This is a genomic window from Streptomyces sp. CC0208 (assembly GCF_003443735.1).
GTDB classification, from domain to species: domain Bacteria; phylum Actinomycetota; class Actinomycetes; order Streptomycetales; family Streptomycetaceae; genus Streptomyces; species Streptomyces sviceus.
This window is the reverse complement of sequence record NZ_CP031969.1, coordinates 466,212-492,880: the sequence shown is the minus strand read 5'-3', so window position 1 is coordinate 492,880 and position 26,669 is coordinate 466,212. Positions and strand designations below refer to the sequence as shown.

Genomic DNA, 26,669 nt, shown 5'->3' with positions numbered 1-26,669 from the left:
TTAGCACCGGCCGGCAGGTGCCGGAGAGCGGACTGACGGCTTCACGAGTCCCCTCTCCGGCACCTGCGTTCGTTCGGGGGACAGATCGGCTCCCACGCGGCCGACAAGCCCTTCTTCGGGCAGAATCGTGGTGCATGGAGTACTACGACCTCGGCTCCCACGGCCGGCCTGTCACCACCGACTCCGCCGAGGCCCAACTCTGGTTCGACCGCGGCCTGGTGTGGACGTACGCCTTCCATCACGAGGAGGCCGTGGCCTGCTTCGAGAAGGCGGCCGCCGCCGACCCGGACTGCGCGATGGCCCACTGGGGGATCGCCTACGCGCTGGGCCCCAACTACAACAAGCCCTGGGATTTCTTCGACGACCGGGACCTGGCCCGGACCGTCCAGCGCACCCATGCGGCCGTCGAGACGGCGAACGAGAAGGCGGCCGTCCGGGCCACCGTGGTGGAGCGGGCCCTGATCGGCGCCCTGCGCTCCCGTTACCCGCAGGCGAAGCCCGCCGAGAACTGCGCGGTGTGGAACGAGCCGTACGCCGACAGCATGCGCGCCGTCCACGAACTCGCCCCGGACGACGTGGACGTGGCCGCTCTGTACGCGGACGCGCTGATGAACCTCACGCCCTGGCAGCTGTGGGACCTGCGCACCGGCGAGCCCGCCGCGGGCGCCCGCACCCGCGAGGCCCGAACCGTGCTGGAACGGTCACTGGCCGGTGCCGGCGGCCGCACCCACCCGGGCGTCCTGCACCTGTACATCCACCTCATGGAGATGTCGCCCACGCCCGAAGTCGCCCTGCCCGTCGCGGACCGGCTGCGCGGCCTGGTACCGGACGCCGGGCATCTCCTGCACATGCCCTCGCACCTGGAGGTGCTGTGCGGCGACTACCGGCGGGTCGTGGCGGACAACAGCGCCGCGATCGCCGCCGACGAGAAGGCCCTTGCCCGGGCCGGAGCGATGAACTTCTACACGCTCTACCGCTCGCACAACCACCACTTCAAGATCTACGGCGCGATGTTCCTGGGCCAGTCGGAGACCGCCCTGGAGGCCGCCGCGCAACTGGAGGAGTCGATCCCGGAGGACCTGCTGCGGGTCGAGAGCCCGCCCATGGCCGACTGGCTGGAGGCCTTCCTCGCGATGCGCGTCCACGTCCTGATCCGCTTCGGCCGCTGGACCGACATCCTGGACCTCCCGTTGCCCACCGACCCGCGCCTGTACTGCGTGACGACCGCGATGCTCCACTACGCCCGCGGCGTCGCCTGCTCCGCCCTCGGCCGCGTCACCGAGGCCGAGCGTGAACGCGCGCTGTTCCACGAGGCGGTCGCCCAGGTCCCCGGGACCCGGATGCTCTTCAACAACACGTGCGCCGACGTCCTGGCGATCGCCTCGGCGATGCTGGACGGCGAACTCGCCTACCGCAAAGGCGAGTTCGACACCGCGTTCGCGGCGCTGGAACGGTCGGTCGAACTGGACGACAACCTCCCCTACGACGAGCCCTGGGGCTGGATGCAGCCGACCCGCCACGCCTACGGCGCCCTCCTGCTCGAACAGGGGCGCATCGCCGAGGCCGAGGCCGTCTACCGCGCCGACCTCGGCCTCGACGACACCCTCCCGCGGCCGCTCCAGCACCCGGGCAACGTATGGGCGCTGCACGGCCTCCACGAGTGCCTGATCCGCGGGAAGAAGGAAGGGGAGGCGCGGATCGTCGCCCAGCAGTTGCGGATCGCCCGCGCGCTGGCCGACGTACCGGTCGAGGCGTCCTGCTTCTGCCGACTGGACACCGGCGTGCCGGACTGCTGCGGTTAGGCTTCGTCAACCGGCCGACGACAGCGGGGAGTTGCATGCGGGACACGGGCACATTCATCGCGGACGCCTATGAACTCGGCGCGGGACCCTGGACGATGACGCCGGTCGCCCGCGGCGCGCTGGGACAGATCTGGAAACTGTCCGGGAACGGCACCGCGTGGGCGGTGAAGGAGCTGCTCTTCGAGAAGGACGAGCCGGACGTCGGCACCGAGGCGGCGCTGCGCGACGCGGCGGAGACGCTGGGCATCTCCGCGCCCCGTCTCCTGGCCGACCGCACCGGCTCCCACGTGGTACGGCTCCCCGAGGGCTCCTGGGCCAAGCTGTACGACTGGGTCGACGGCACCGCGGCCGACCCGTCGGACCCGGAGATCCTGAGCTGGTGCGGCCGTACGCTCGCCATCCTGCACACGGCGGGGGAGGGGCCCAGCGGGACTCCGAGCGGCTGGTACGAACGGTGCAACCCGGAGTCCGACTGGGCCGAACTGCTCGGGAGGGTGGAGCGGGCCGGCCTGCCCTGGGCGGCGGAACTGAGCCGGTTCGTGACCTCGACGGCCGTAGACCTTGCCCGGCATGTCTGCCCGTCGTCTCCCGGTGACGTGGTGACCTCCCATCTCGACCTGCGTCCGCAGAACGTCCTGGTCGGCCCGGACGGACCGGTCCTGCTCGACTGGGACAACGCCGGGCCCGTCTCGGCGGAGCGTGAACTGGCCCGTGCCGTCTACGTATGGTCGGGCGGCAACCGCTTCGACGCCGACGCGGCACGGTGCCTGGTGCGTGCCTACCGGGACGCCGGCGGCCGCGCGGTCGTCAAGAGCGTGGACGCCTTCTCGATGCTCTTCGCGACGGACCTCAACTACGTCTACGTACAGGCCGAATGCGCGGTCGATCCGGCGGTGACCGCCGAGCAGCGCGCGTTCGGAAGCCGTGAGGCCGTGGCCAAGCTGCGCGGCCTGCCCGATCTGACCGCCGTCGTACGGCTGGCGGAGACGCTGAGGGGCGAGTGGTGACCTGCGAGCTTCGGTGACCTGGCACTAATGTCCTCGGCATGAGCGAAAAATCCGCGCGGTCCGTCACCGTCGAGCGCACCAGCACCGGTCACTTCGTCGCCACCAACGCCCGGGGCGGCACGATCAGCTTCGGCACCGGTTCCGACAGCGAGTTCACCCCGGTCGAACTGCTGCTCGCCGCGCTCGGCGGCTGCACGGCGGTGGACGTCGACCTCGCCACCACCCGCCACGCCGAGCCCGACGCCTTCTCCGTCCAGGTGAGCGGCAACAAGGTCAACGACGAACTCGGCAACCGGCTGACCGACCTCGCCGTCGCCTTCACCGTCACCTTCCCGGACGGCGAGGGCGCGGACCGGGCCCGCACGATCCTGCCCCGGGCGGTGAAGACCTCCCACGACCGACTGTGCACGGTCAGCCGCACGGTCGAGATCGGCACGCCGGTCACCGCGACCGTCGAGGACGCCTGACCGCTGCGTAACCTGTCCCCGTGTCAGCCTCCCGCCTTCGCCGTGTCGCCGTTCTCGTCCTCGAAGGCGCGAAGCCCCTGGACGTCGGCATCCCCGCGCAGGTGTTCACCACGCGCGCGAGCATGCCGTACGAGGTACGGCTGTGCGGCGCGGCCCCGGGGCTCGTGAGCGGTGGGGACGGACTGTCGTACCACGTCGCCCACGGTCTGGGGGCGCTTGCCTGGGCGGATCTCGTCTTCATTCCGGGCTACCGGTTCCCGGACCGGGAGGATCCTCCGCCGGCCGTCGTCGAGGCGCTGGTCGCCGCCCACAGCAGGGGCGCGCGGCTGGCCGCCATCTCGACGGGTGCCTTCGCGCTGGCCGCGACGGGTCTGCTCGACGGTCGGCGCGCCACGACCCACTGGCACTACACGAGGGCGCTCGCGGCGAAGCATCCTCTCGTCCGGGTCGACGAGAACGTGCTGTTCGTCGACGAGGGCAGCGTGCTGACCTCGGCCGGCGCCGCCTCCGGCATCGACCTGTGCCTGCACGTCCTGCGCGGCGACCTCGGCGTGGCCGCGTCCAACCACGCGGCCCGGCGCCTGGTCGCGGCCCCCTACCGCAGTGGCGGTCAGGCGCAGTACGTGCCGCGCAGCGTGCCCGAGCCCCTCGGCGAGCGCTTCGCCGCCACCCGGGAATGGGCCCTGCGCCGACTCGACGAACCCCTCACCCTCGACCTCCTCGCCCGGCAGGCCGCGGTCTCACCGCGCACGTTCTCGCGCCGCTTCGTCGAGGAGACCGGATACACGCCGATGCAGTGGGTGATGCGCGCCCGCATCGACATGGCCCGTGAACTGCTGGAGCGGTCCGAACGGAGCGTCGAGCAGATCGCCACCGACGTCGGGCTGGGAACGGGCGCGAATCTGCGGACGCACTTCCAGCGCATCCTGGGGACGACGCCGAGCGAGTACCGGCGCACGTTCACCCGGGGCGAGTAGCCTCCCCGCGTCCGCACCGGCCTTGGCGCGATCCTTTTGAACCGTGGCGATCGCGCCACTGTCACCGGTGGATGCCGCGCGCGAGCCTGGTGGGCGTAGGAAGTGGACATCGGAAACGGGACACCATTCATGACTCGCATCGCCATCAACGGATTCGGCCGTATCGGACGCAATGTGCTGCGCGCGCTCCTGGAACGCGACAGCGCGCTGGAGGTCGTCGCCGTCAACGACCTCACCGAGCCCGCCACGCTCGCCCGGCTGCTCGCCTACGACAGCACGGCAGGCCGCCTCGGCCGTCCGGTGACCGTCGACGGGAACACCCTGGTCGTCGACGGCCGCCGCATCACCGTGCTCGCCGAGCGCGAACCGGCGCAGCTTCCCTGGGCCGAACTCGGCGTCGACATCGTGCTGGAGGCCACCGGCCGGTTCACCTCGGCGAAGGCGGCCCGCGCCCACCTCGACGCCGGCGCGCGGAAGGTCCTCGTCAGCGCCCCCTCGGACGGCGCCGACGTCACGCTCGCGTACGGGGTCAACAGCGACGCCTACGACCCGGGCCTGCACACGATCGTCTCCAACGCCTCGTGCACGACCAACGCGCTCGCGCCCCTCGCCTCGGTGCTCGACGAGCTCGCCGGCATCGAGCACGGCTTCATGACGACCGTGCACGCCTACACGCAGGAGCAGAATCTCCAGGACGGTCCGCACCGCGACGCCCGTCGCGCCCGCGCCGCCGGCGTCAACATCGTGCCCACCACGACCGGCGCCGCCAAGGCGATCGGCCTCGTGCTGCCCAACCTGGACGGCAAGCTGTCCGGCGACTCGATCCGCGTCCCGGTCCCGGTCGGCTCCATCGTCGAGCTGAACACGACCGTCTCCCGTGACGTGACCCGCGAGGACGTACTGGCGGCGTACCGCACGGCGGCCGAGGGGCCCCTGGCCGGTGTCCTGGAGTACTCGGAGGACCCGCTCGTCTCCTCGGACATCACGGGCAACCCCGCCTCGTCGATCTTCGATTCGGCCCTCACCCGCGTGGAGGGCCGCCATGTGAAGGTCGTCGCCTGGTACGACAACGAGTGGGGCTTCTCGAACCGCGTGATCGACACGCTGGAGCTCCTGGCCAACGGCTGACCGGACCCGGCCGGTGATGATCCCGACTGTCAGGATCATCACCGGTACGGGGTCAGCAGGTCGAGTTGGTCTGGGTGAGCAGGCCCAGCCGCCACGGGAGGTTGTTGTAGTCGCCGCCGGCGTTGGGGTCCTTGCCCTGGTACAGGTACTGGAGCTTGCAGGCCGGGATCGTGAGCGTCTGGTCGTAGCCCGCGCGGATCATCTCGCCGTGACTGATGTCCTTGCTCCAACTGCCCGAGGGGAACGTCACGTTGCTCGACTTGGCGAACGGGTTGCCCTCGGACGCGGCCAGGGGTGACCACGAGCCGGCGAGGCTGCTCGACGTCCAGGAGCGGAAGTAGCGCCGGCCGTCCGCGGCGATGGCCTCGACGAGGAGCAGGTACTGGTTGCTGCCCTGCACCTTGTAGACGTTGCTCGCTTCGAACAGGGCGTACTTGGAGTCCTGGGCCGCGATGACGGTGTTGGTGAAGCCGTTGGGGAACTGGCCGGCAGTCGTCTGGGAGCGGTACAGGTGTCCGTTGTCGTCGGAGGAGAACAGGTAGCAGTTGGCGCTGTCGCAGATCACCCACATGTCGACCCAGACGCCGTTGCCCATGTTCCGCTTGATGATGTCCGGCATCGACGAGTAGAAGTTCTTCGGGGCGCTCCACCCGTTGGGGTTGCTGATGTCGGGGTTGGTCGAGTACGAGGCGTTGCCGGTCTGGTAGACGAGGTACCACAGGCGCTGCGGGGCGTTGTAGAAGACCTGGGGCGCGGCCCGGTATCCGGAGCCGATGGCGGTGCGGTCCAGGTAGTGGTGGGTGGCCGAGCCCGCCTGGGACCAGTCGGAGAAGCTCAGGTACACCAGGTTGTACCCGGCGGAGCGCGCGGTGCTCGCGAAGACGTGGTACTTGCCGTTGTAGTAGACGACCGACGGGTCCTTGATCCCGGCGATGTTGTGCGTGGAGTCCGGTTTCGGCGCGATCAGGGCGCCGCTCGAGTTCCAGCGGAAGGAGGAGGGGAGCGCTGCGGCGGACCGGGTCGAGGAGACGGCTGCCCGCTGTGCCGCGGCACCGCCGCCCAACGCCGAGAGCGTCGACTGGTAGGCGGCCTTCTTGTTTCCGTTCCGGTCGAACAGCAGCGGGTTCTCACCGCTGCGCCAGGAGTCGCTGTCGCGGATGCCCCAGACGGTGATGCCGGTGCAGCGTGCCACGTTCATGCAGGCCCGCACCGTGTTCGCGTACGCGGCCGAGGACGCCTGCGCGATGTCGAGCTCGGTGATCTGGACATCCACGCCGAGCGCGGCGAAGTTCGACAGCGTCGTCTGGAAGCTCGACGGCGGGCCGCCGGCGCCGAAGTGGGACTGGAAGCCGACGCAGTCGATGGGCACACCCCGGGACTTGAAGTCGCGGACCATGCGGTAGACGCCCTGGGTCTTGGCGTCGCTCCAGTTCTCGATGCTGTAGTCGTTGTAGCAGAGCTTGGCGGCCGGGTCGGCGGACCGTGCGGTGCGGAAGGCCTCTTCGATGAAGCCCGTGCCGAGGACGTCCCGGAAGACGGAGCTGCGCATCTGGCCGCTGCCTCCGTCGGCGAAGGCCTCGTTGACCACGTCCCAGGCGTAGATCCGGCCCTTGTAGTGGTTCATCACCTGGGTGATGTGATTGTTCATCACGCTGCGCAGGGTGTTCGCGTCCCTGATGGAGCTGACCCAGCCGGGCAGTTGGCTGTGCCACACGAGTGTGTGGCCGCGCATGCGCTGACCGTGGGACGCCGCGCGGTTGACGATCTGGTCGCCGGGGCCGAAGTTGAACGATCCGCGGGAGCGCTCGGTGGTGTCCCACTTCATCTCGTTCTCCGGGGTGACCGAGTTGAACTCCCGGTCCAGGATGCCGGTGTACGTCCCGTCACCCAGCCTTCCGGCGGCCACCGCGGTGCCGAAGTACCGTCCGGACTGGGCCGCCTGGGCTCCCAGCGTGGAGGCCCGGACCGCGTCCGGCGCGTCGGGGGCGGCCGTCGCGGCCGTTGGCGTCACCAGGGCGCCGACGGCCAGCAGGGCTAACACCGAGGCTCGGCGACGGCCGAGCCGCGTGAGCGGGTTCATGGTTCTCCTCTGCGGTGTGCGGGGGGTTGGGTGGTGCGGTCGAGGGGATCGGGTCAGGGCGTCGACAACTCGAAGCGCGGGACGCGGACCGAGCCACCGAGCGCCTGGGTGGCGTAGTTGAAGAGGGCGAATCGGTAGCCCATGAAGAACCGCCAGTCGTTGCCCATCGAGAAGGTGGGGCCGAGGCGGGTGAAGTTCGTGCCGTCGGTGCTGTAGGAGAAGGTGCCGGGACGTGCCGAGCCGGGGCGGATGTCCGCGCTCGCGCGCAGCCAGAGGCGGCCGCCGGAGACGGGTGCGCTCGCGGCCTCGGTGCCGGTGCCGGTGGTGTTCCAGTTGCTGTCCATGGTCAGGCCGTTGACCATGGCCACCCGGGTCGCGCCGCCGTCGCGTCTGACGCCGATCCAGGCGGAGGAGTCACGCAGCAGCGCGAGTCCGGCCCGGTCGCCGTCCCGCATCGCGGAGTAGTCGAGCTGAACGGTCGCGGTGGAGGTGGGCCCCTGGATGCGGTGCGTGAGGGTGTTGCGGGCCCAGTACAGGTCGTTGGTGACGGTCGCGGTCCGCAGGGTCAGTCCGTTGTCGACGGACCACTTGGTGGTGTCCGGGTTGTGGTTCCACTCCCACCTCGGCTTGAGGCTCGTACCGTCGAAGGTGTCGACGCCGGTCATCGGGGTGACCTGGCGGGGCGGGGCGGGCACGGCCGGGACGGGGTACGTCGTGCCCCACGCGCCGTTCACGAGTTGGACGACGGGCCAGCCGTCCGCGGTCCAGGTGACCGGTGCCAGGGCGGGCATCCGGCCGCCGGGGTAGGCGTCCACGAAGGCCATGTAGTACCAGGCGCCGCCCTGGGTCTGGATCAGTCCGCCCTGGTGCGGGACGCCGCCCCCGGGGATCGGCCCGCGCAGGTCGAGGAGGACCTGCCGCATCGTGTAGGGGCCGAAGGGGCCGCTCGACGACTTCAGGATGTACTGGCCGTTCGCGGGACGGGTCAGGAAGATGTAGTACTGCCCGTTGATCTTGTAGAAGCGGGAGCCCTCGAGGGTGCCGACGCTCGACGGTGTGGTGAAGACCTGCTGCGTACGGACCTGGCTGCGCCCGTCGGGCGAGAGCTGGGCCACGCTGATGGTGGTGTTCCCGTACGCCACGTAGAGCGTGTCGTCGGTGTCGACGAGCAGCCCCGCGTCGTAGTACGGGGTGCTGATCGTCGTGAGTCGGTTCCAGGGCCCCTCGGCGGCGGTGGCCGTGTAGACGTACGTCCTGGCGAAGTCGATCTGGCCGAGCCAGTAGAAGGTCCTGTTGCTCGGGCGGTAGGCCAGCGACGAGGCCCAGATGCCCCGGACGTAGCCGCGCGCGCCGTTCAGGTCGTACTTGGCGCCGAAGTCGAGGACGGGTACCGAGTGACCGGCGATCTCCCAGTTCACCAGGTCGTACGAACGCAGGACGGGCGCCCCGGGCGAGTAGTGCATCGTCGAGGCCGAGGCGTAGTAGGTGGCGCCGACGCGGATGACGTCGATGTCCGCGAAGTCCTGCCAGATGACCGGGTTCGTGTACGTCGAGGCGGCTGCGGCGGCCGTGGCGGTCCGGGGGGCTCCGGCCATAGGCAGGAAGGCGCCGGTGACCAGGCCGGCGCCGGCGGCCAGTGCCCGGCGGCGCTCCATCGATTGACGAGAGCATGACATATCCAATGTCGTTCCCTCTGGTAGTCGGCCGGGGGACATCCTGGATGTTAGGGGGTGGAGAGCTCCCGTCAATATGTCTCGCATGATTCGTCGAGAACACCGAAATGTTTCGCTGTTAGCGAGCCCGGCGGACCTGTGCTGAGCAAAATTTGGCACGACCGTCGGAGTTGACAACCCCAGCAGCCTCCCTAGTATCCGTGGCGGCGACGTCCGGAAAGGGATCGAAATTTCGAACGGAAGGGAATGTCATGAACCTGCTATGAGCCATCGGGAATGCCTCAGTCATCCGCTGTCTGGAGTCGGACTCCGACCACCGCAGTACCCGCCCCGAAAGGAACCCATCGTGCCCAGACGAGCAGGCAGACGACTGCTTCGTGTCTTCGCGTCCGCCGTCCTGACGGTCGCCGCGTCCGTCACGGCCGCTGTCCACACCCCCGCCACGGCCGCGCCGGGCAGCCCGGCACTCACTCCACCGCTGGGCTGGAACAGCTGGAACAGCTTCGGGTGCGGGGTCACCGAGGCGCAGGTCCGGCAGGCCGCCGACGCGATGGTGTCCTCGGGCATGCGGGACGCCGGCTACCGGTACGTCGTGGTCGACGACTGCTGGTTCGACCCGCAGCGTGACGGGGCGGGCAACCTGCGGGCCAATCCGACCAAGTTCCCGAGCGGGATGAAGGCCCTCGGGGACTACATCCACGGCAAGGGCCTGAAGTTCGGCATCTACCAGGTGCCGGGCGACCGCACCTGCGCACAGACCAGCGGCGCCTATCCGGGCTCGACGGGCAGCAGGGGACACGAGACGCAGGACGCCGCCACGTTCGCCTCGTGGGGCGTCGACTACCTCAAGTACGACTGGTGTTCGTCGAGCGGTACCCGCGACGAACAGGTCGCGCGCTTCACGCTGATGCGTGACGCCCTGCGTGCCACCGGGCGGCCGATCGTCTACAGCATCAACCCCAACAGCTTCCACGCCATCACCGGCGCCACGTACAACTGGGGTGAGGTCGCCGACCTGTGGCGGACCACCGAGGACCTGCTCGACATCTGGCAGAACGGCAACACCAACAGCTATCCGATGGGCGTCGGCAACGTCCTCGACATCACGGCGCCGCTGGCGGCGCAGTCCGGCCCAGGGCACTGGAACGACCCCGACATGCTGGTCGTCGGCCGACCCGGCCTGTCACTGACCGAGTCCCGCTCCCACTTCGCCCTGTGGGCCCTGCTGAGCGCGCCGCTCATGGCAGGCAACGACATCCGCACCATGTCCGCCGACGTGAGCGCGATCCTGCGCAACCCCCGCCTGCTGGCCGTGAACCAGGATGCGCTGGGCGCGGGCGGGCGCAGGGTGCGCGACGACGGCGACACCGAGGTGTTCGCCAAGCCGCTGTCCGACGGCTCGGTCGCTGTGGGCCTGTTCAACCGGGGCGGCGGCACGGCGACGGTCACCACCACGGCCGCACAAGTCGGCCTGTCCGGCGGGCCGTTCACCCTCACCGACCTGTGGTCCGGCGGTACGTCGAGCACGTCCGGGCAGATCTCGGCGAGCGTCCCCGCGCACGGCGTGGCCGTGTTCCGGGTGAGCGGCGGCAGCCCGCTGGCCGCCACCACCTCACGTCTGCGCGGCAACGCCTCGGGCCGCTGCCTGGACGTGGACAACGCCTCCACCGCCGCCGGGGCCACGGCACTGATCTGGGACTGCCACACGGCCGCCAATCAGCTGTGGACCACCTGGGCGGGCGGGGAGATCCGCGTCTACGGCGACAAGTGCCTGGACGCCTACAACCAGGGCACCACCAACGGCACCCGGGTCATCATCTGGCCCTGCAACGGCCAGGACAACCAGAAGTGGACCGTCGGCTCGGACGGTTCGATCCGCAACACCCGCGCCGGGCTGTGCCTCGACGTCAACGGGGCCGGCACCGCCAACGGGACCCCGCTGGTCCTGTGGACCTGCAACGGCCAGGCCAACCAGAAGTGGACCCGTACGTGAGGGGCGCCGAGCACCGGCCGGCAGCCCACCCACCAGCCAGCGACCCCCGGAGGCGACCATGATGACGGCTCGACCGTTGCCCACCACCGGTACGAGGCTCTCCCGGGCCGCCGCCTGGGTGGTGGGCCTGCTGCTGGTGTTCGCCGTCGTCCCCGCCGCGGTGCAGCCCACCGCGGCCCGGGCCGACAACCCCATCGTCCAGCACGTCTACACCGCCGACCCGGCCCCGCTGGTCCATGACGGCCGGGTCTACCTCTACACCGGGCACGACGAGGACGGCTCCACCTACTTCACCATGAAGGACTGGAGGGTGTGGTCCACCGCCGACATGGTCAACTGGACCGACCACGGCTCCCCGCTCAGCCTGGCCACGTTCAGCTGGGCGTCCAAGGACGCGTGGGCGGGCCAGACCGTCGAGCGCAACGGCCGGTTCTACTGGTACGTACCGGTGACGAACCGGGCGACTGGCCGGATGGCCATCGGCGTGGCGGTGTCGGACAGCCCCACCGGCCCGTTCCGGGACGCGCTCGGCCGTCCGCTGGTGGAGAACGGCGAGATCGACCCGACCGTCTTCATCGACGACGACGGCCAGGCCTACCTGTACTGGGGCAACCCGAACCTGTCGTACGTCCGGCTGAACGCCGACATGACCTCCTACTCGGGCAGTGTCACCAGGATCCCGCTCACCACCGCGGGGTTCGGCACCCGCACCGGTGACCCCAACCGCCCCACGCTGTACGAGGAGGGCCCCTGGGTCTACAAGCGGAACGGTCTGTACTACCTGGTGTTCGCGGCCAAGTGCTGCTCGGAGTTCATCGCCTACTCCACGGCACCCGGCCCGACCGGGCCCTGGACCTACCGCGGGACGGTCATGCCCACCCAGGGCAGCAGCTTCACCAACCACCCCGGGATCGTGGACTTCAAGGGCAGTTCGTACTTCTTCTACCACAACGGCGCACTCCCGGGCGGCGGCGGCTTCACCCGCTCGGTCGCGGTGGAGAAGTTCTCCTACAACGCCGACGGCACCATCCCGACGATCAACATGACGAACTCGGGCGCCCCCCAGGCCGGCACGCTCAACCCATACGTACGCCAGGAGGCCGAGACGATCGCCTGGGGTTCCGGCATCGAGACCGAACCGTCCACCGAGGGCGGAATGAACGTCGGCTGGATCGACAACGGCGACTACATCAAGGTCAAGGGCGTGGCCTTCGGGACGGGCGCGTCCTCCTTCACCGCGCGCGTGGCCTCCGGCAGCGGCGGCGGCACCGTCGAACTGCGCCTCGGCTCCCCGAGCGGGACCGTCGTGGGCCGGTGCGCAGTGCCGAACACCGGGGGCTGGCAGACCTGGACGACGGTGACCTGCCCCGTCGGCGGTGCGGCAGGAACCCAGGACCTCTACCTGCGATTCACCGGTGGCAGCGGCTACCTGCTCAACATGAACTGGTGGCAGTTCACCCCCGGCGCCACCACGGCCCCGACCCAGTAGTCAAGAAGGGGAGTTGCACGATGGCGAGGACACGATCCGTCTTATGGCCCGCCCTGATCGCGGTGCTTGTCGTCCTGAGCATGGGCGGCACGGCACTGGGCCGCGGCCAGGGCGAGAACACCCCCCTCACGGCCTCCGGCACCGCTGCCGCGAGCCCCGGCTGCGGCAAGGCACCCGGCCTGACGAGCGGGACGTACACCATCCAGAGCGGCGGCAAGAACCGCAGCTTCATCCTGCGGGTCCCCGACGGTTACGACCGCAACCGCGGCTACCGGCTGGTCCTCGGATTCCACTGGTGGGGCGGCACCTCCACCGACGTCGCCACGGGCCGCACCGTGGAAACGGGCACCTGGGCCTACTACGGGCTCCAGCGGCTGGCGAACAACAGCGCCATCTTCGTAGCGCCCCAAGGCCTCGACAACGGCTGGGCCAACTCCGGCGGCGAGGACGTCTCGTTCGTCGACGACATGATCCGGCGGATCGAGGCGGACCTGTGCGTCGACACGACCCAGCGCTTCGCTCTGGGATTCAGCTACGGCGCCGCCATGTCGTACGCCCTCGCGTGTGCCCGCGCGACGGTCTTCCGCGCGGTCGCGGTCCAGAGCGGCGGGCAGCTGAGCGGATGCAGCGGCGGAACGCAGCCCATCGCCTACCTCGGGGTGCACGGTCTCCGGGACAACGTCCTCGCCATCTCCGGCGGACGGGCGATGCGGGACAGGTTCGTCAGGAACAACGGCTGCACCCCCCAGAACCCGCCCGAGCCCGCGCAGGGCAGCCTGACGCACCGGATCACCACCTACGCGGGCTGCTCGGCCGGGCATCCGGTCGCCTGGGCCGCGTTCGACGAAGGGCACATCGCCGCTCCGCAGGACGGGGCCCCCGGTGACAGCGGAAGGACCTGGCTGCCGGGAGAGGTGTGGAAGTTCTTCACGCAGTTCCAGGGATCCGATCCGTCACCGGGGACCGCCACCTGCCGGGTCACCGACACCGTCAGCGCGTGGAACAGCGGTCTGACCTCCACCATCACCATCACCAACACCGGAACCACCGCGATCGACGGCTGGTCCCTGGTCTTCACCCTGCCCGGCGGCCAGGCCATCACCTCCGGCTGGAACGCGGACTACTCGCCCACCTCCGGCCAGGTGACGGCCAGGAACCTCTCCCACAACGCGACCATCGCCCCGGGCACGTCCGTGGGCATCGGCTTCCAGGCCGTCCACACCGGTGACACGACCGCGCCGGGCTCCTACACCCTCAACGGCACCGCGTGTGCTGTCAGTGATCTCGGAGCACATCAAGTGCGGTGAGGGCCGTGTGGAGTTCGGTGCGCTGTGCGCCGGACTCCAGGTCGCGGTCGAGGAGACGCTCGACGGTGCGCAGGCGTTGGTACATGGTTTCGCGGGAGAGACCGCCCCGGCGCGCGGCGGTGGTCTTGTTGCCGGCCGCTTCGAGGTAGTGGCGCAGGGTCGTCAGCAGGTCGGTGCCGTGCTGCGCGTCGTGATCGAGGAGCCGCCCGAGCTGCTGTTCGGCGTACTGCTGGATCCGGGTGTCCTCGCGCAGGGCGTACAGCAGGCGGTGCAGGCCGATGTCGGACTGCTCGTGGAAGGACCGGCCCGGGGGGAGGGGCTGGCCGGGCGGGGTGGCCTCGGCGACGCGGGTCGCCTCGTGGAAGGAACGAGCGGCGTCGGAGAGATCCATGATCTCCGAACCGACGGTCACGACGGCCCGCGGAGCCAGGCCCAGTGCCGTGCCGCACAGCCGGTCGACGACGGGACGCCAGGGCTGGGAGGGGCGCAGCGCCAGCAGAACGCCGAGGCGGCCGGGGGCCAGCGCGCCGACGAGGGCCGGGATGCCTGCCGTCCGGAGCTCCTGGTGCAGGCGGGATTCGACTTCGGTCTCCCCGCTGTCCGTGCGAAGGTCCACCAGGGTCGCCACGAACCGGCTTCGGTCGGTCGGCAGGCCGAGTGCGGCGCAGCGGGCGCGGGCGTCGTCGGCGGAGCGGTGGCGTCGGCCGACCAGGTCGCGCAGGGCGTTGCGGTGTGCGGTGCGTTCCCAGGGGGTGGAGTGGATGAGGCGGGCGACGGTCAGTGCCATCGCGGTCCTCTCCAGCACGGTGATGTCCTCAGCCCCGAAGGCGGGGCCGTCGGTGCGGGCCGGGAGCATGACCACCCGTCCCCAGCGCTCGCCCTGGTACTCGACCGGTGCGGTGAGCCAGCCCGCCGGGCCGCCTGTCGCCGTGCGGTCGTCGGCCCCGGCGGCTCTGGAGCGTTGTTCCCAGCCGGTGAGCGCCTCCTCCACGGTGCCTCCGGAGGGTTCGCAGATCAGTGCCTGGTGCGCCAGGTTCTCCAGGACGACCGTGCGACCGCACATCTCCGCCGCCGCACGCACCACGTCCTCCGCGTCGGCACCGCGCAGGGTCAGGGCGGTGAACGCCTCGTGGATGCGCTGGCTGCGGCGCATCGCGTCCGCCTGATTGCCGAGCAGGAGGGCGTGCACGACCTGGGTGACCTCCAGGAAGTTGACGTCCTTGGCGAGCGTGACCAGCGGAAGACCACGTAGGCGGCAGGCGTCGACGAGTGCGCTCGGCGGGCGGTGATAGCGCCGCACGAGTTCGATGACCAGTGCCGCGGCGCCGATACCGGCCAGTTCGTCGACGTACCGGCGCACGCCGGGCACGTCGTCCGGGAGCGGCATTCCGGTGGTCAGGACGAGTTCGCCGCCCTTGAGGAAGGACGCGGGGTCGGTCAGTTCCGTGATGTGGACCCACCTGACCGGCCGGTCCAGGTGGGACGCTCCGGTGACGACCTGGGGCTGTCCGGCGGCCAGGACGGGCAGGGCCAGGACGTCGGCGACGGTGACCGCGCGGGCGGGCCTGTGGCCGGCCGGTCGGTTGTCGTTCACGGTCTCTCCATGGAATCCCCTGCGCGAACACGGCTCCGTGTCCGGGAGCGCCCGGGGTGCCCGGCCACTGTGACAAGCGCCGCTGACCTGCGCAAGAGCGGTCCGGGAGCCGGCGGCATCCGGCATGCCCCCGATCAGGCTGACACAACGTCCGGATGTCGCGGCCCGGCCGGACAGATCGCACGTTGGCGCACCCGTGCTCCGCGGAGATGCTCGGCACACCGCAGCACACCGCAGCACCGAGGCCGGGAGACGAACATGACCGCACTGTCGCCGCACCTTCGCCAGGCCACGCCCGTGGTGGCGGCCCGGGGCGAGGGCGTCCACCTCTTCGACCAGGACGGCCGCCGCTACCTCGACTTCACCGCGGGCATCGGCGTCACCAGCACCGGGCACTGTCACCCCAAGGTCGTGGCGGCGGCGCAGGAGCAGGTGGGCACGCTGATCCACGGCCAGTACACGACGGTCATGCACCAGCCGCTGCGCCGCCTCGTCGACAAGCTCGGCGAGGTACTGCCGGCCGGCCTGGACAGCCTGTTCTTCACCAACTCCGGCAGCGAGGCGGTCGAGGCCGCGCTGCGGCTGGCCCGCCAGGCCACCGGCCGACCGAACGTCATCGTGTGTCACGGCGGCTTCCACGGACGTACGGTGGCCGCCGCCGCCATGACCACCTCCGGCACCCGCTTCCGCTCCGGTTTCTCGCCGCTGATGAGCGGAGTGGTCGTCACTCCCTTCCCCTCGGCCTACCGCTACGGCTGGGACGAGGAGACCGCGACCCGCTTCGCCCTGAAGGAGCTCGACTACACGCTCCAGACGATCTCCGCACCCGCCGACACGGCCGCGGTCATCGTCGAGCCGGTGCTCGGCGAGGGCGGCTACGTGCCCGCCACCCGCGCCTTCCTCGAGGGCCTGCGGGAGCGCGCCGACCGCCACGGATTCCTTCTCATCCTGGACGAGGTGCAGACCGGTGTCGGCCGCACCGGTCGCTTCTGGGGTCACGACCACTTCGGTGTCACCCCCGACATCCTCGTCACCGCCAAGGGCCTGGCCAGCGGCTTCCCGCTGTCGGGCATCGCCGCGCCCGAGGAGCTGATGGTCAAGGCCTGGCCGGGCTCGCAGGGCGGCACGTACGGCGCCAACGCCGTGGCCTGCGCCGCGGCCTGTGCCACCCTCGACGTCGTCCGCGACGAGAAGCTGGTCCAGAACGCCGAGGCGATGGGCGCGCGGCTGCGCCAGGGCCTGGAGGCGGTGGCGGACCGAACACCGGGCATCGGGGACGTACGGGGACTCGGACTCATGCTTGCCACCGAGTTCGTCACCGAGGACGGCAGCCCCGACCCCGAGACCGCCGCCCGTGTGCAGCGCGCCGCCGTCGACGAGGGCCTGCTCCTGCTGCTGTGCGGTGCCTGGAACCAGGTCGTCCGGATGATCCCCGCGCTCGTCATCGACGAGACCCTGGTGGACGAGGGCCTCCAGGCATGGGCGACCGCGGTCGAGGCCGGCACCTCGGGAGCGGCACGGCGATGACGGACGCCCTCCCGCGCCTGGTCGACGAGCTCGCCCGTACCGCTCCCGGCCTGCGGATCGAGACCGGTGCGGGAGGGACCGGCGCGTACGCGTACGACGCCTCCAACTACCGGGTCCCGCCGCAGGCGGTGGCCTTCCCCCGCGGCGCCGACGACGTGGTCGCGGTGCTGCGGGCCTGCCGCGGGGCCGGCGTGCCGCTCACCGCCCGCGGCGGCGGCACCAGCATGGCGGGCAACGCCGTCGGACCCGGAGTCGTCCTGGACTTCTCCCGGCACATGAACCGCATCCTGGACATCGATCCACGGGCACGTACCGCGCGCGTCGAGGCGGGAGTGGTCCTCGACGCCCTCCAGAGCGCCACCACCCCGCACGGCCTGGCTTTCGGCCCCGACCCCTCCTCGCACAGCCGCTGCACCCTCGGCGGCATGATCGGCAACGATGCCTGCGGGAACCGGTCGGTGCGGCACGGCCGGACCAGCGGCCACATCGCCGCGCTGGAGATCGTGACGGCCGACGGCGTGCGGGCCGTCGCCGACCGCACCGGTCTGCGGGCCGCCGACCCGAACGACGCCGACGCCGTGCGGCACATCGCCCGGCTGGAGGCGGACGTACGGCGCCTGATCGGCGACAACCTGGCGCCGATCCGTACCGAGCTGGGCCGCATTCCCCGCCAGGTCTCCGGTTACCAGTTGCACCACCTGCTGCCCGAGCACGGCTTCGACATGGCCCGCGCTCTGGTGGGCACCGAAGGCTCCTGTGCGGTCGTCACCGCCGCGACGGTCCGCCTGGTGGCGACCGCACAGGCTTCCACCCTTCTCACCCTCGGCTACGACGACGTGGTCGACGCCGCCGAGGACGTCCCCGAGATCCTGCGCTGGAACCCCACCGCCGTGGAGGGCATGGACGAGGCGATCGTCGCCACCATGCGTGCCCGGCGGGGCCCCGACTCCGTCACCGGCCTTCCCGACGGGCGGGCCTGGCTGTACGTCGAGCTCGACGGTGACGACCAGAACACGGTGGACGCCCGCGCGGCCGAACTCTTCGATGTGGTCAAGGCACAGGGCCGGATGACCGACGGCCGGGTCGTGGCGAGCGCGGACGAGCGGCGCTCGCTGTGGCGCGTCCGCGAGGACGGGGCCGGACTCGCCGCCCGGCTCGTCGACGGCGGGGAGTCCTGGCCCGGCTGGGAGGACGCGGCGGTCGCTCCCGAGAACCTGGCGGGCTACCTGCGGGACTTCCGGCAGCTCCTGGCCGATCACGGGCTCACGGGCGTGATGTACGGGCACTTCGGCGCTGGCTGCGTCCACGTGCGCATCGACTTCGACCTCGCCTCGGACGAGGGGCGTACCGCGGCTCGTCGCTTTCTGCGCGAGGCCGCCGCCCTGGTCGTCGCGCACGGCGGCACGCTGTCGGGCGAGCACGGGGACGGGCGGGCCCGGGGCGAGCTGCTGGAGGTCATGTACAGCCACCGGACGATCCGGGCGTTCACCGTCTTCAAGCAGGTCTTTGATCCCGAGGGGTTGCTGAACCCCGGCGTCATCGTGGCTCCCGCCCCGCTCGACGCCGACCTCGCGCTGCACCAGATCCAGCCCCTGCCCACGGAGTTCACCTTCCCGCACGACGAGGAAGGCTTCGCGGGAGCGGTGCGCCGCTGCGTGGGAGTCGGCCGCTGCCGCAGCGACGCCGGCGGCGTGATGTGCCCCAGCTACCGGGCCACGGGGGAGGAGAACGACTCCACCCGGGGCCGGGCCCGCCTGCTCCAGGAGATGGTGCGCGGCGGAACCGTCCAGGACGGCTGGCGCTCCACGGAGGTCCGGGACGCCCTCGACCTGTGCCTGTCCTGCAAGGCCTGCTCCAGCGACTGTCCGGTCGGCGTCGACATGGCCACGTACAAGGCGGAGTTCCTGCACCAGCACTACCAGGGCAGAGTCAGACCGCGCTCCCACTACTCCCTGGGCTGGCTGCCTCTGACGTCCAGGCTCGCCGGCTACGCGGCCCGGCCGGTGAACGCCCTGCTGCGCGGTCCCCTCGGGAAGCTGCTCGCGCGTCTCGGCGGAGTGACCACGAGGCGTCGTATCCCCGCCTTCGCCTCCCGGCCGGCACTGCGCCGGGCTCTGCGCGAGGCGAGGAGCGGCGAACCGGCGAAGACGCTGCTGTTCGTGGACAGCTTCACCCGCGCCTTCCGCCCCGAGGTGGCCGGGGCGACGAGCCGCGTCCTGGCCGACGCCGGCCTGCCCTGCACGGCGCAGGACGGCCTGTGCTGTGGCCTGACCTGGGTGAGCACCGGGCAGCTGTCCCTCGCGCGCCGCATCATGGCCCGTACGGTCGCCCGCCTGGACAACGGCGACGACCGGCCCATCGTCGTGGCCGAACCCAGCTGCGCCGCAGCCCTCAAGCGTGATGTGCCCGAACTCCTCGGAACCGACGCCGCCCGGCGCGTCGCGGCCCGCGTCCACACCCTCACCGGAGCCCTGACCGACCTGGCCGCACCCGGCTGGCGCCCGCCCGCGCTTCCGGACGACGTCGTGCTGCAGACCCACTGCCACGAGTACGCCACCTTCAAGGGCCGCCACCCCCGCGACCTGCTCACCCGCCTCGGTGTCCGCAAGGTCGACGAGGCCGAGGGCTGCTGCGGACTCGCCGGCAACTTCGGCTTCGAGGAACAGCACTACGACACCTCCATGGCCGTCGCCGACCTGGCCCTGAAACCCCGCCTCGACGGCATCGACCAGGACACCCCGACCGTGGTCGTCGCCGACGGCTTCAGCTGTGCGACCCAGATCGACCACCTCGCCGGAGCCCAGGGCGTCCGTGCCCTGCACCTCGCGGAACTGCTCGACCCCGCCGCCGATCGACCCGATCAACCAGGAGAGACGTCATGACCGACACACCCACGCAGTTGTTCATCGGCGGCGCCTGGGTGGACGCCGCGGACGGCGCCACCCTGCCCGTCGAGGACCCCGCGACCGGTGAGCTCCTCTGCCATGTCGCCGACGCCGGTCCCAAGGACGCCAAGCTCGCCGAGGAAGCTGCCGTGCGGGCGCAGGAGGAGTGGGCCCGTACGGCACCCCGGGTGCGCAGCGAGATCCTGCGCCGGGCCTACGAGATCGTCATCGAGCGCACCGACGCGCTCGCCCGGCTGATGACGTCCGAGATGGGCAAGCCGCTCGCCGAGGCAAGGGGAGAGGTGGCGTACGCGGCCGAGTTCTTCCGCTGGTTCTCCGAGGAGGCCGTCCGTATCGAGGGCGGCGCCGGCGTCCTGCCCGACGGCCGCAACCGCATGCTGCTCTCACGTCGCCCCGTCGGTCCCTGTCTGCTGATCACCCCCTGGAACTTCCCGCTCGCCATGGGCACCCGCAAGATCGGCCCGGCCATCGCGGCCGGCTGCACCATGGTGCTCAAGCCCGCCCCGCAGACCCCGCTGTCCAGCCTGGCTCTCGCCGCGATCCTCAAGGAGGCCGGGCTGCCGGACGGCGTGCTGAACGTCGTCACCACCTCCCGTGCGGGGGAGGTGTGCGAACCGCTCCTGCGCGGCGGGCGGATGCGCAAGCTCTCGTTCACCGGTTCCACGGCCGTCGGGCGGCTGCTGCTCGCCCAGAGCGCGGAAGCGGTCGTACGGACCTCGATGGAGCTGGGCGGCAACGCGCCGTTCGTCGTGTTCGAGGACGCCGACCTGGACAAGGCGGTGGACGGGGCGATGGTCGCCAAGATGCGCAACATGGGCGAGGCGTGCACGGCCGCCAACCGTTTCTTCGTGCACCGGTCGGTGGCGGAGGAGTTCGGGCGGCGTCTGGCCGAGCGGATGGGCGCGCTCGTCGTGGGCCCCGGCACCCGGGACGGCGTCGATGTCGGACCCCTGATCGACAGGACGGGGCGTGCCAAGGTGGAGGCGCTGGTCGCCGACGCGGTGGAGCGTGGTGCACGCGTCCTCGTCGGGGGCCGTACGCCGGAGGGGCCCGGCTGCTTCTACCCGCCGACCGTGCTCACGGAGGTGTCTCCCGAGAGCCGCCTCATGGACACGGAGATCTTCGGCCCGGTTGCCGCGATCCTCACCTTCGACGACGAGGACGAGGTGGTCCGCCGGGCCAACGACACCCCGTGGGGCCTGGTCGGGTACGTCTTCACCGAGGGCCTGGACCGTGCCCTGCGCGTCAGCGAGCGCCTGGACGTCGGCATGGTCGGTCTCAACACCGGCCTCGTCTCCAACCCGGCGGCCCCCTTCGGCGGCGTCAAGCAGTCAGGGCTGGGCCGCGAGGGTGGCCGGGTCGGGATCGACGAGTTCCTGGAGTACCAGTACCTGGCGGTGCCCGTGAGGTGACGGCGGCTCCTCATTGCACCGACGCAACACCGGACGCCGGTAACACGCCTGCGCGCCGCCTCACGGGCGACGCGCAGGCGCGTTCGTCGAACAGCCCGGCCCCTGGGTCCAGCACCTTGGGGCGTGCTCCTTCGGGCCTGCTTACTGCTTGTAGAAGGTCGCGTCCTGCCGGTCGAGGGTCGTGCTGACCGGCTGGGTGTAGAGCAGGTTGTTGTAGTGCCGGATGTACCGGCCCGGGAAGTTGTACGACTCGTACGAGACCCCGGCCGCGGTGTCGGCGAGTCCGGCCCGCTGGAAGAACGAGGCGTCGGCGTCGAAGAGGGCCGTGCCGTCGTCCTTCTCCACCCACACTTCGTTGTTCCTGTGGCGGAGGTAGTAGCCGGGGAAGTTCGCCGACTCCAGCGAGACCGTGCCGCTGCCCGTCAGCCCGGTGACGATCCGGAACTGCGAGTCGGCGAGGTTGGCGACGTTGCCCTCCAGCTTCGCGCGGTACTCCCAGTGCCGGATGAACCTGTCCGGGTAGTTGTACGAGGAGAGACGGACCGGGGTCGCGCCGTCGGCGACGGGGATGCCGAAGTTGGGCGTGCCGTCGGCGTTCCAGTACAGCTTCTGGTAGCGGGTACGACGGTTGGGGTCGTTGAGCGGGTCGCCGCTGATGTCCTTGTAGTTGCGGTCGTGGTAGACGAGGATGTCGGACTTTCCGTCCTCGGACGTGGTGAAGGTGTTGTGGCCGGGGCCGTACTGCCCGGTGGCGGCGTTGCTGGTGAAGACCGGGTTCGGGGTCTTGACCCAGGAGGCCGTGTTCATCAGGTCCGCGGAGGCGGAGGCGGTCAACAGGCCGAGGCAGTAGTTGGCGTCGGTGGCGCTGGCCGAGAAGGTCATGAAGACCTTGCCGTTGCGCTGGATGACCGCCGGGCCCTCGTTGACGGTGTGGCCGACCTTCTCCCAGGCGTTGGTGGGCTGGGAGATCATGACCGGAGTGCCGCTGATCGTCCAGGGGTTGGACATCTTCGCCAGGTAGATGTTGGTGCCGTCCCCGACCGCCGGGTCGTTCTGCGCCCAGCTCAGGTAGCGGGTGCTGCCGACGGTGAAGGTCGTCGCGTCGAGCGAGAAGGTGTCGAGCGGCAGGGCGATGCGGCCCTTCTCGGTCCAGGTGCCGGTGATCGGGTTGGCGGAGCTGGACTCCAGGACGTACGGGCGGATCTTCCAGATGTCGTTGGAGGAGCCGGCTGTGAAGTAGATGTACCACTTGCCGTCGATGAAGTGGATCTCCGGCGCCCAGATGTGGGCGCCCATCTCACCACTGGCGTGCTTGGTCCAGACGGTGGTCTCCGCGGCCGTGGACAGCCCCTGGAGGGTGGTGGCCCGGCGCATCACGATCTTGTCGTACGCCGGGACGGTGGCCGTGAAGTAGTAGTAGCCGTCGGTGTGCTTGAAGATGTGCGGGTCGGCCCGCTGTTCGGCTATCGGGTTGGTGAAGGTGACGGCCGGGGACGCCGGGGCGGCGGCCTGGGCGGGGGTGGTCACGCCGGTGAGCACGGCGAGCGCGGCCGCCGCGGCCACGATGACCCGTCTGACGAGTCGTGTCATGGGTGTTGCCTCCTGGTTCAGGCGGACGTGGGGACGAGCCGCCACTGCTGGCAGTTGTTGTTGAGCCAGGACCACTGGCGTACGTCGGTTCCGTTGGCGGTGCCGCAGTCGGCGACGTCCATGACCTTGCCGGTGGAGGCGTTGACGATCCGGACGTAGTCGCCGCCGAGGTAGACCATGCGGAACTTCTGGCAGTTGTTGTTCAGCCAGGACCACTGCCGGATGTCGGTGCCGTCGGCGCTCGCGCACTCGGCGACGTCGGCGACCTTGCCGGTGGCCACGTTCACCAGGCGGCTGGTGTCGTCGGCGCGGTCCTCGATCCGCCACTTCTGGTTGGTCCCGCCGTTGCACGTCCACTGAAGGATGTTGGCGCCGTCGGCCGTGCTGCCGCCGGTGACGTCCAGGCACTTGCCGCTGTTGCGGTTGACGATCGTGTACGCGGTAGGCGTGGTCGCGGTCTCACCGGAGGGGCCGGCGATGGTGGTCCCGAGAGCGACCGGGGTCCCGAAGTCCGGTGTGCCGTCGGCGTTCCAGGTGAACTTCTGGGCGCGGGTCGTACGGCCGTTGTCGCACCCGTCGCCGGCCGCGTCGTTGGCGTGGTAGACGATCCAGTTCTCGGTCCCGTCGGGCGAGGTGAAGAACCCGTTGTGGCCGGGCGCGTAGACGCCGTTGGCGTCGTTCCGCTGGAACACGGGAGTCTGCTTCTTCGTCCAGGAGGAGGCGAGCAGCGGGTCGGAACCGGTCAACTCCAGTTGCCCGAGCTTGTAGTCGGGGCCCCAGCAGGCGCTCGCGGAGTAGACGAGGAACGTACGCCCGTTCTTGTACAGCGGCTCGGGGCCCTCGTTCACCTCATCGCTCTGGGTCTCCCAGCTGAGCGTCGGGCTGGAGATGACGGTGAACGTGGAACTGGCGAGGGTGTACGGGTTGCTGAGCGGGGCGATGACGAGGCTCTGCTTGCTGCCGCCGGCCGAACCGCTGCCGACCAGGTACAGCTTGTTGTTGTGCTTGAGCACGCCGGCGTCGATGAGCCAGCCGCCAGGGTCGAGGTTGGCCCCGGTCAAGGTGTTCTTGAAGGTGTACGGCCCCATGGGGTCGGCCCCGGCGCTCTCCAGCACATGGGTGCGCTGGCTGTCGCAGCAGGCGGTGTTGCGCGGCCCGGCGGAGTAGTAGAGGTACCACTTGCCGTCGAAGAAGTGGATCTCCGGGGCCCACATGTTCCAGTTGCGGGTGGAAGTGGTGTCCGACCACACCTGCACGCTGGGCGCAGTGCTCAGCCCGGCCAGCGTGGGCGACTTCCGCATGGTCAGTTCACCGGTGAAAGACGTCGTCACCAGGTAGTAGTTGCCGTTGTAGTACTCCAGCCATGGGTCGGCGCCCTTCTCGGACTTGACCGGGTTGGTGAACGGCTTGCCGTCGGCCGCGGCGGCGGGTGACGCCGACTGGACGGTGAGGAGTGACGCGAAGAGGGCCAGCAGCGCGGCCCCTGTCGTCACCCAGTGACGGACTCGGATGCGGACCAACGACAAGTCCCTTCGGGGGCGGATCAAGAGAGGAGGGAACACGAAAAGGGGTGTTCGATATGGCGAACGTTGTGCGGAACTTCGACCAGAAGGTAAGGGTGAGGTAGGAAGGGAGTCAATGGATGCGACACGATTGCGCGTGGCCGAGCCCCGGGGTGGAACACGGAAGCGGCTCCAGGAACCGGCGTGTGATCCGGGCGCGGTTCCCGTGGAGTGGCCGACGCGCGGCCGACGGCCACCCTGTGCCAGGAGTTCCGCCTTCAGCGCAGGTGGCGGGCGGTGATCTCTGCCGCCGTCTCCGTCACGAGTCGCCCCAACTCGGCGAGTCGGCGGGGCTCGAAGCGGGAGTCGGGCAGGGAGATCGCCACGGCGGCCAGTGGGGCGTCGTCACCGTCCAGGACGGGGGCCGCGATGGCGCAGATCCCCTGGAGGTACTGGTTGTGGTTGACGGCGTAGCCGCGCTCGCGGACCCGCTGGAGCTCCGTGCGCAGCTCCTTGGGATCGGTGATGGTCTGCTCGCCGTACCCCTCGAACGTGCCCGACGCGAACTCGTCGACCGCGGGACGCGGGAGATGGGCGAGGATCGCGTGCCCGGCGGCTGTGGCGTGCAGCGGTGAGGTGTCGCCGATGGGATGGAAGGTCCGTACGGGGTGGTCGCAGTCGACGCGGTCGACGACGACCATGCTGTGCAGTGCGTCGGGTACGGAGAGGTGGATGGTCTCGTTCACCGTGTCCCGGAGGCGGATCATGGGTTCGCGGGCGGCGGCGAACAGGCTGGAGCCCTGGAGGGCGGCGGGTCGTACGGCCAGTACCCGGGCGCCGATCTCCCACCGGGTGGTGTCCTTGCGGTTCGCGCGCAGCCACCCCGCCTCGTTGAGGGTGACCAGGGTGCGCTGGACGGTCGACTTCGGCAGGCCGAAGAGTTTCGTCAACTCCCCGACGGTGACCGGCTGATGCTGGGCGACCGCCTCCAGGATGCGCAGCGACCTGGTGACGCTCTTCATCTCCATCTCGTGCCCCCGTCAGTCGTGTGTCTTCGTCGTGCGCACTTGTTGACTCCCCTCCGATGCACGCACCTTGCCGTGCCGGACTTTAGCATGGCGTTCCACCATCTGGCATGATCAGGTGTTCCCCAGCTCGCCACCCCCGGTCGCGGCCGCGCGAAGCCGTCCTGACATACGGCGACGGCCGGCCCGCACGCTCCGACGCGTGCGGGCCGGCCATCGCTCGGTCCGGAGCCCTCTCGGGTCACCACCCCTTGGTCAGGGGCCCAGAAGGCGCCCGCTGATCTCCGCTGCCGTGCCGACGACCAAGCGGCCCCACTCGGGCTCCCGGTCCGCGTCGTACCGGGAGTCGGGCATCGAGACGGCCACGGCGGCCAGCGGTGTCCCGTTCTCGTCCAGCACGGATGCGGCGAGGGCGCAGACGCCCGGTCGGTACTGGTTCCGGTTGACCGCGTAGCCGTCGGCGCGGACCCGGTCCAGTTCGGCGCGCAGTTCGTCGGGGTCGGCGGGGGTTGTGTCGCTGAAGCGCTCCAGGCCCTGGTCGATGAGTTCCTCGACGTCCCGCTTCGGAAGCTGGGCGAGGATCGCCCGCCCCACGGCCGTGGCGTGCAGCGGTGAGGTGTCGCCGACGGTGTGGAAGGTCCGTACGGGGTGGTCGCAGTCGACGCGGTCGACGACGACCATGCTGTGCAGTGCGTCGGGTACGGAGAGGTGGATGGTCTCGTTCACCGTGTCCCGGAGGCGGATCATGGGTTCGCGGGCGGCGGCGAACAGGCTGGAGCCCTGGAGGGCGGCGGGTCGTACGGCCAGTACCCGGGCGCCGATCTCCCACCGAGTGGTGTCCTTGCGGTTCGCGCGCAGCCAGCCTGCCTCGGCCAGGGTGACCAGGGTGCGCTGGACGGTCGACTTCGGCAGGCCGAAGAGTTTCGTCAACTCCCCGACGGTGACCGGCTGATGCTGGGCGACCGCCTCCAGAATGCGCAGCGACCTGGTGACGCTCTTCATTTCCATCCGGTTTCCCCCCGTTAATCCTCGGAATTTCTGCTGGACACCCTCTTGACTCCCCTCTGGGCCGCTGTCATTCTCGTGCCAGATTCTAGCACTGCATTCCACAATGTGGCACGGCCCGGCGGAGAGATCCCGAAAAAGTGGCCGGCATCGCGAGACCCGGCGGCTGTGAGCCGTAGGCCCGA

The 26,669-nt window shown here is 70.3% G+C and carries 18 protein-coding genes; 11 read left to right on the top strand and 7 right to left on the bottom strand.

Annotation, left to right across the window (positions count from 1 at the left end; all coding sequences use genetic code 11):
* Positions 1-134 precede the first annotated feature (134 nt).
* From D1369_RS02290 to gap, 5 genes are all read left to right on the top strand, one after another.
* A complete protein-coding gene (locus tag D1369_RS02290; RefSeq protein ID WP_037902427.1) occupies positions 135-1,802 on the top strand; it encodes a hypothetical protein in 1,668 nt (555 codons plus the stop codon).
* Between the two features lie 35 nt (positions 1,803-1,837).
* Positions 1,838-2,809 carry a phosphotransferase gene (locus D1369_RS02285; protein WP_007386766.1) on the top strand — a complete coding sequence of 324 codons (972 nt, stop codon included), beginning with the start codon at positions 1,838-1,840 and terminating at the stop codon, positions 2,807-2,809.
* A gap of 38 nt (positions 2,810-2,847) precedes the next feature.
* Positions 2,848-3,276, top strand: a complete 429-nt coding sequence (locus D1369_RS02280) for an OsmC family protein (RefSeq protein WP_007386767.1) — start codon at positions 2,848-2,850, stop codon at positions 3,274-3,276.
* Positions 3,277-3,296: 20 nt separating this feature from the next.
* Positions 3,297-4,253, top strand: a complete 957-nt coding sequence (locus D1369_RS02275) for a helix-turn-helix domain-containing protein (RefSeq protein WP_007386768.1) — start codon at positions 3,297-3,299, stop codon at positions 4,251-4,253.
* Between the two features lie 129 nt (positions 4,254-4,382).
* A complete protein-coding gene (gene gap, locus D1369_RS02270) occupies positions 4,383-5,381 on the top strand; it encodes a type I glyceraldehyde-3-phosphate dehydrogenase (protein ID WP_007386769.1) in 999 nt (332 codons plus the stop codon).
* Positions 5,382-5,433: 52 nt separating this feature from the next.
* Here gap and D1369_RS02265 read toward each other — a convergent pair whose 3' ends face one another.
* Together D1369_RS02265 and D1369_RS02260 are read right to left on the bottom strand one after the other, a co-directional pair.
* Entirely contained in the window at positions 5,434-7,461 is a 2,028-nt protein-coding gene (locus tag D1369_RS02265; RefSeq protein WP_007386770.1) for a non-reducing end alpha-L-arabinofuranosidase family hydrolase, read from the bottom strand.
* A gap of 53 nt (positions 7,462-7,514) precedes the next feature.
* Positions 7,515-9,116 (bottom strand): glycoside hydrolase 43 family protein, encoded by a 1,602-nt coding sequence (locus D1369_RS02260; RefSeq protein ID WP_007386771.1) that lies wholly within the window; start codon positions 9,114-9,116, stop codon positions 7,515-7,517.
* A gap of 364 nt (positions 9,117-9,480) precedes the next feature.
* Here D1369_RS02260 and D1369_RS02255 point away from each other — a divergent pair, with 364 nt between their 5' ends.
* The 3 genes from D1369_RS02255 (at position 9,481) to D1369_RS02245 (ending at position 13,923) form a co-directional block, all read left to right on the top strand.
* Positions 9,481-11,127, top strand: coding sequence for an RICIN domain-containing protein (locus D1369_RS02255; RefSeq protein ID WP_007386772.1), 1,647 nt, complete (start codon positions 9,481-9,483; stop codon positions 11,125-11,127).
* A 58-nt stretch (positions 11,128-11,185) separates the two neighbouring features.
* Positions 11,186-12,616 carry a glycoside hydrolase family 43 protein gene (locus tag D1369_RS02250; protein ID WP_007386773.1) on the top strand — a complete coding sequence of 477 codons (1,431 nt, stop codon included), beginning with the start codon at positions 11,186-11,188 and terminating at the stop codon, positions 12,614-12,616.
* An 80-nt stretch (positions 12,617-12,696) separates the two neighbouring features.
* Positions 12,697-13,923: a cellulose binding domain-containing protein gene (locus D1369_RS02245; RefSeq protein ID WP_240436044.1), complete on the top strand. Its 1,227-nt coding sequence runs from the start codon at positions 12,697-12,699 to the stop codon at positions 13,921-13,923.
* On the opposite strand, the gene D1369_RS02240 is transcribed toward D1369_RS02245, so the two are convergent.
* Entirely contained in the window at positions 13,892-15,517 is a 1,626-nt protein-coding gene (locus tag D1369_RS02240; protein ID WP_037902434.1) for a PucR family transcriptional regulator ligand-binding domain-containing protein, read from the bottom strand. The genes D1369_RS02245 and D1369_RS02240 overlap by 32 nt on opposite strands.
* A gap of 258 nt (positions 15,518-15,775) precedes the next feature.
* Here D1369_RS02240 and D1369_RS02235 point away from each other — a divergent pair, with 258 nt between their 5' ends.
* Genes D1369_RS02235 through D1369_RS02225 form a run of 3 tightly spaced genes read left to right on the top strand, consistent with a single transcriptional unit; the run spans position 15,776 to position 21,362 of the window.
* Entirely contained in the window at positions 15,776-17,044 is a 1,269-nt protein-coding gene (locus D1369_RS02235; RefSeq protein WP_118082213.1) for an aminotransferase class III-fold pyridoxal phosphate-dependent enzyme, read from the top strand.
* Complete coding sequence (locus tag D1369_RS02230) at positions 17,041-19,926, top strand: FAD-binding and (Fe-S)-binding domain-containing protein (RefSeq protein ID WP_118083105.1); 2,886 nt, start codon at positions 17,041-17,043, stop codon at positions 19,924-19,926. Before D1369_RS02235 ends, D1369_RS02230 begins: the two co-directional genes overlap by 4 nt.
* On the top strand, positions 19,923-21,362 hold the full coding sequence (locus D1369_RS02225; RefSeq protein WP_118082212.1) for an NAD-dependent succinate-semialdehyde dehydrogenase: 1,440 nt from the start codon (positions 19,923-19,925) through the stop codon (positions 21,360-21,362). Before D1369_RS02230 ends, D1369_RS02225 begins: the two co-directional genes overlap by 4 nt.
* Positions 21,363-21,503: 141 nt before the next feature.
* Here the strand turns inward: D1369_RS02225 and D1369_RS02220 are convergent, their stop codons facing one another.
* The 4 genes from D1369_RS02220 to D1369_RS02205 form a co-directional block, all read right to left on the bottom strand.
* Positions 21,504-22,952, bottom strand: coding sequence for a family 43 glycosylhydrolase (locus D1369_RS02220; RefSeq protein ID WP_007386779.1), 1,449 nt, complete (start codon positions 22,950-22,952; stop codon positions 21,504-21,506).
* A gap of 17 nt (positions 22,953-22,969) precedes the next feature.
* Positions 22,970-24,445, bottom strand: coding sequence for a family 43 glycosylhydrolase (locus tag D1369_RS02215; protein ID WP_240436043.1), 1,476 nt, complete (start codon positions 24,443-24,445; stop codon positions 22,970-22,972).
* A 287-nt stretch (positions 24,446-24,732) separates the two neighbouring features.
* Complete coding sequence (locus tag D1369_RS02210; RefSeq protein WP_118083104.1) at positions 24,733-25,476, bottom strand: IclR family transcriptional regulator; 744 nt, start codon at positions 25,474-25,476, stop codon at positions 24,733-24,735.
* A gap of 258 nt (positions 25,477-25,734) precedes the next feature.
* On the bottom strand, positions 25,735-26,481 hold the full coding sequence (locus D1369_RS02205; protein ID WP_118082211.1) for an IclR family transcriptional regulator: 747 nt from the start codon (positions 26,479-26,481) through the stop codon (positions 25,735-25,737).
* Positions 26,482-26,669: the final 188 nt, after the last annotated feature.

Bases quoted from the DNA above. Each gene is read 5' to 3' on its own strand.
- D1369_RS02290 (WP_037902427.1), top strand. From the start codon at position 135: ATGGAGTACTACGACCTCGGCTCCCACGGCCGGCCTGTCACCACCGAC.
- D1369_RS02285 (WP_007386766.1), top strand. From the start codon at position 1,838: ATGCGGGACACGGGCACATTCATCGCGGACGCCTATGAACTCGGCGCG.
- D1369_RS02280 (WP_007386767.1), top strand. From the start codon at position 2,848: ATGAGCGAAAAATCCGCGCGGTCCGTCACCGTCGAGCGCACCAGCACC.
- gap (WP_007386769.1), top strand. From the start codon at position 4,383: ATGACTCGCATCGCCATCAACGGATTCGGCCGTATCGGACGCAATGTG.
- D1369_RS02265 (WP_007386770.1), bottom strand. From the start codon at position 7,461: ATGAACCCGCTCACGCGGCTCGGCCGTCGCCGAGCCTCGGTGTTAGCC.
- D1369_RS02260 (WP_007386771.1), bottom strand. From the start codon at position 9,116: ATGGAGCGCCGCCGGGCACTGGCCGCCGGCGCCGGCCTGGTCACCGGC.
- D1369_RS02250 (WP_007386773.1), top strand. From the start codon at position 11,186: ATGATGACGGCTCGACCGTTGCCCACCACCGGTACGAGGCTCTCCCGG.
- D1369_RS02245 (WP_240436044.1), top strand. From the start codon at position 12,697: ATGGGCGGCACGGCACTGGGCCGCGGCCAGGGCGAGAACACCCCCCTC.
- D1369_RS02235 (WP_118082213.1), top strand. From the start codon at position 15,776: ATGACCGCACTGTCGCCGCACCTTCGCCAGGCCACGCCCGTGGTGGCG.
- D1369_RS02230 (WP_118083105.1), top strand. From the start codon at position 17,041: ATGACGGACGCCCTCCCGCGCCTGGTCGACGAGCTCGCCCGTACCGCT.
- D1369_RS02225 (WP_118082212.1), top strand. From the start codon at position 19,923: ATGACCGACACACCCACGCAGTTGTTCATCGGCGGCGCCTGGGTGGAC.
- D1369_RS02220 (WP_007386779.1), bottom strand. From the start codon at position 22,952: ATGACACGACTCGTCAGACGGGTCATCGTGGCCGCGGCGGCCGCGCTC.
- D1369_RS02210 (WP_118083104.1), bottom strand. From the start codon at position 25,476: ATGAAGAGCGTCACCAGGTCGCTGCGCATCCTGGAGGCGGTCGCCCAG.
- D1369_RS02205 (WP_118082211.1), bottom strand. From the start codon at position 26,481: ATGAAGAGCGTCACCAGGTCGCTGCGCATTCTGGAGGCGGTCGCCCAG.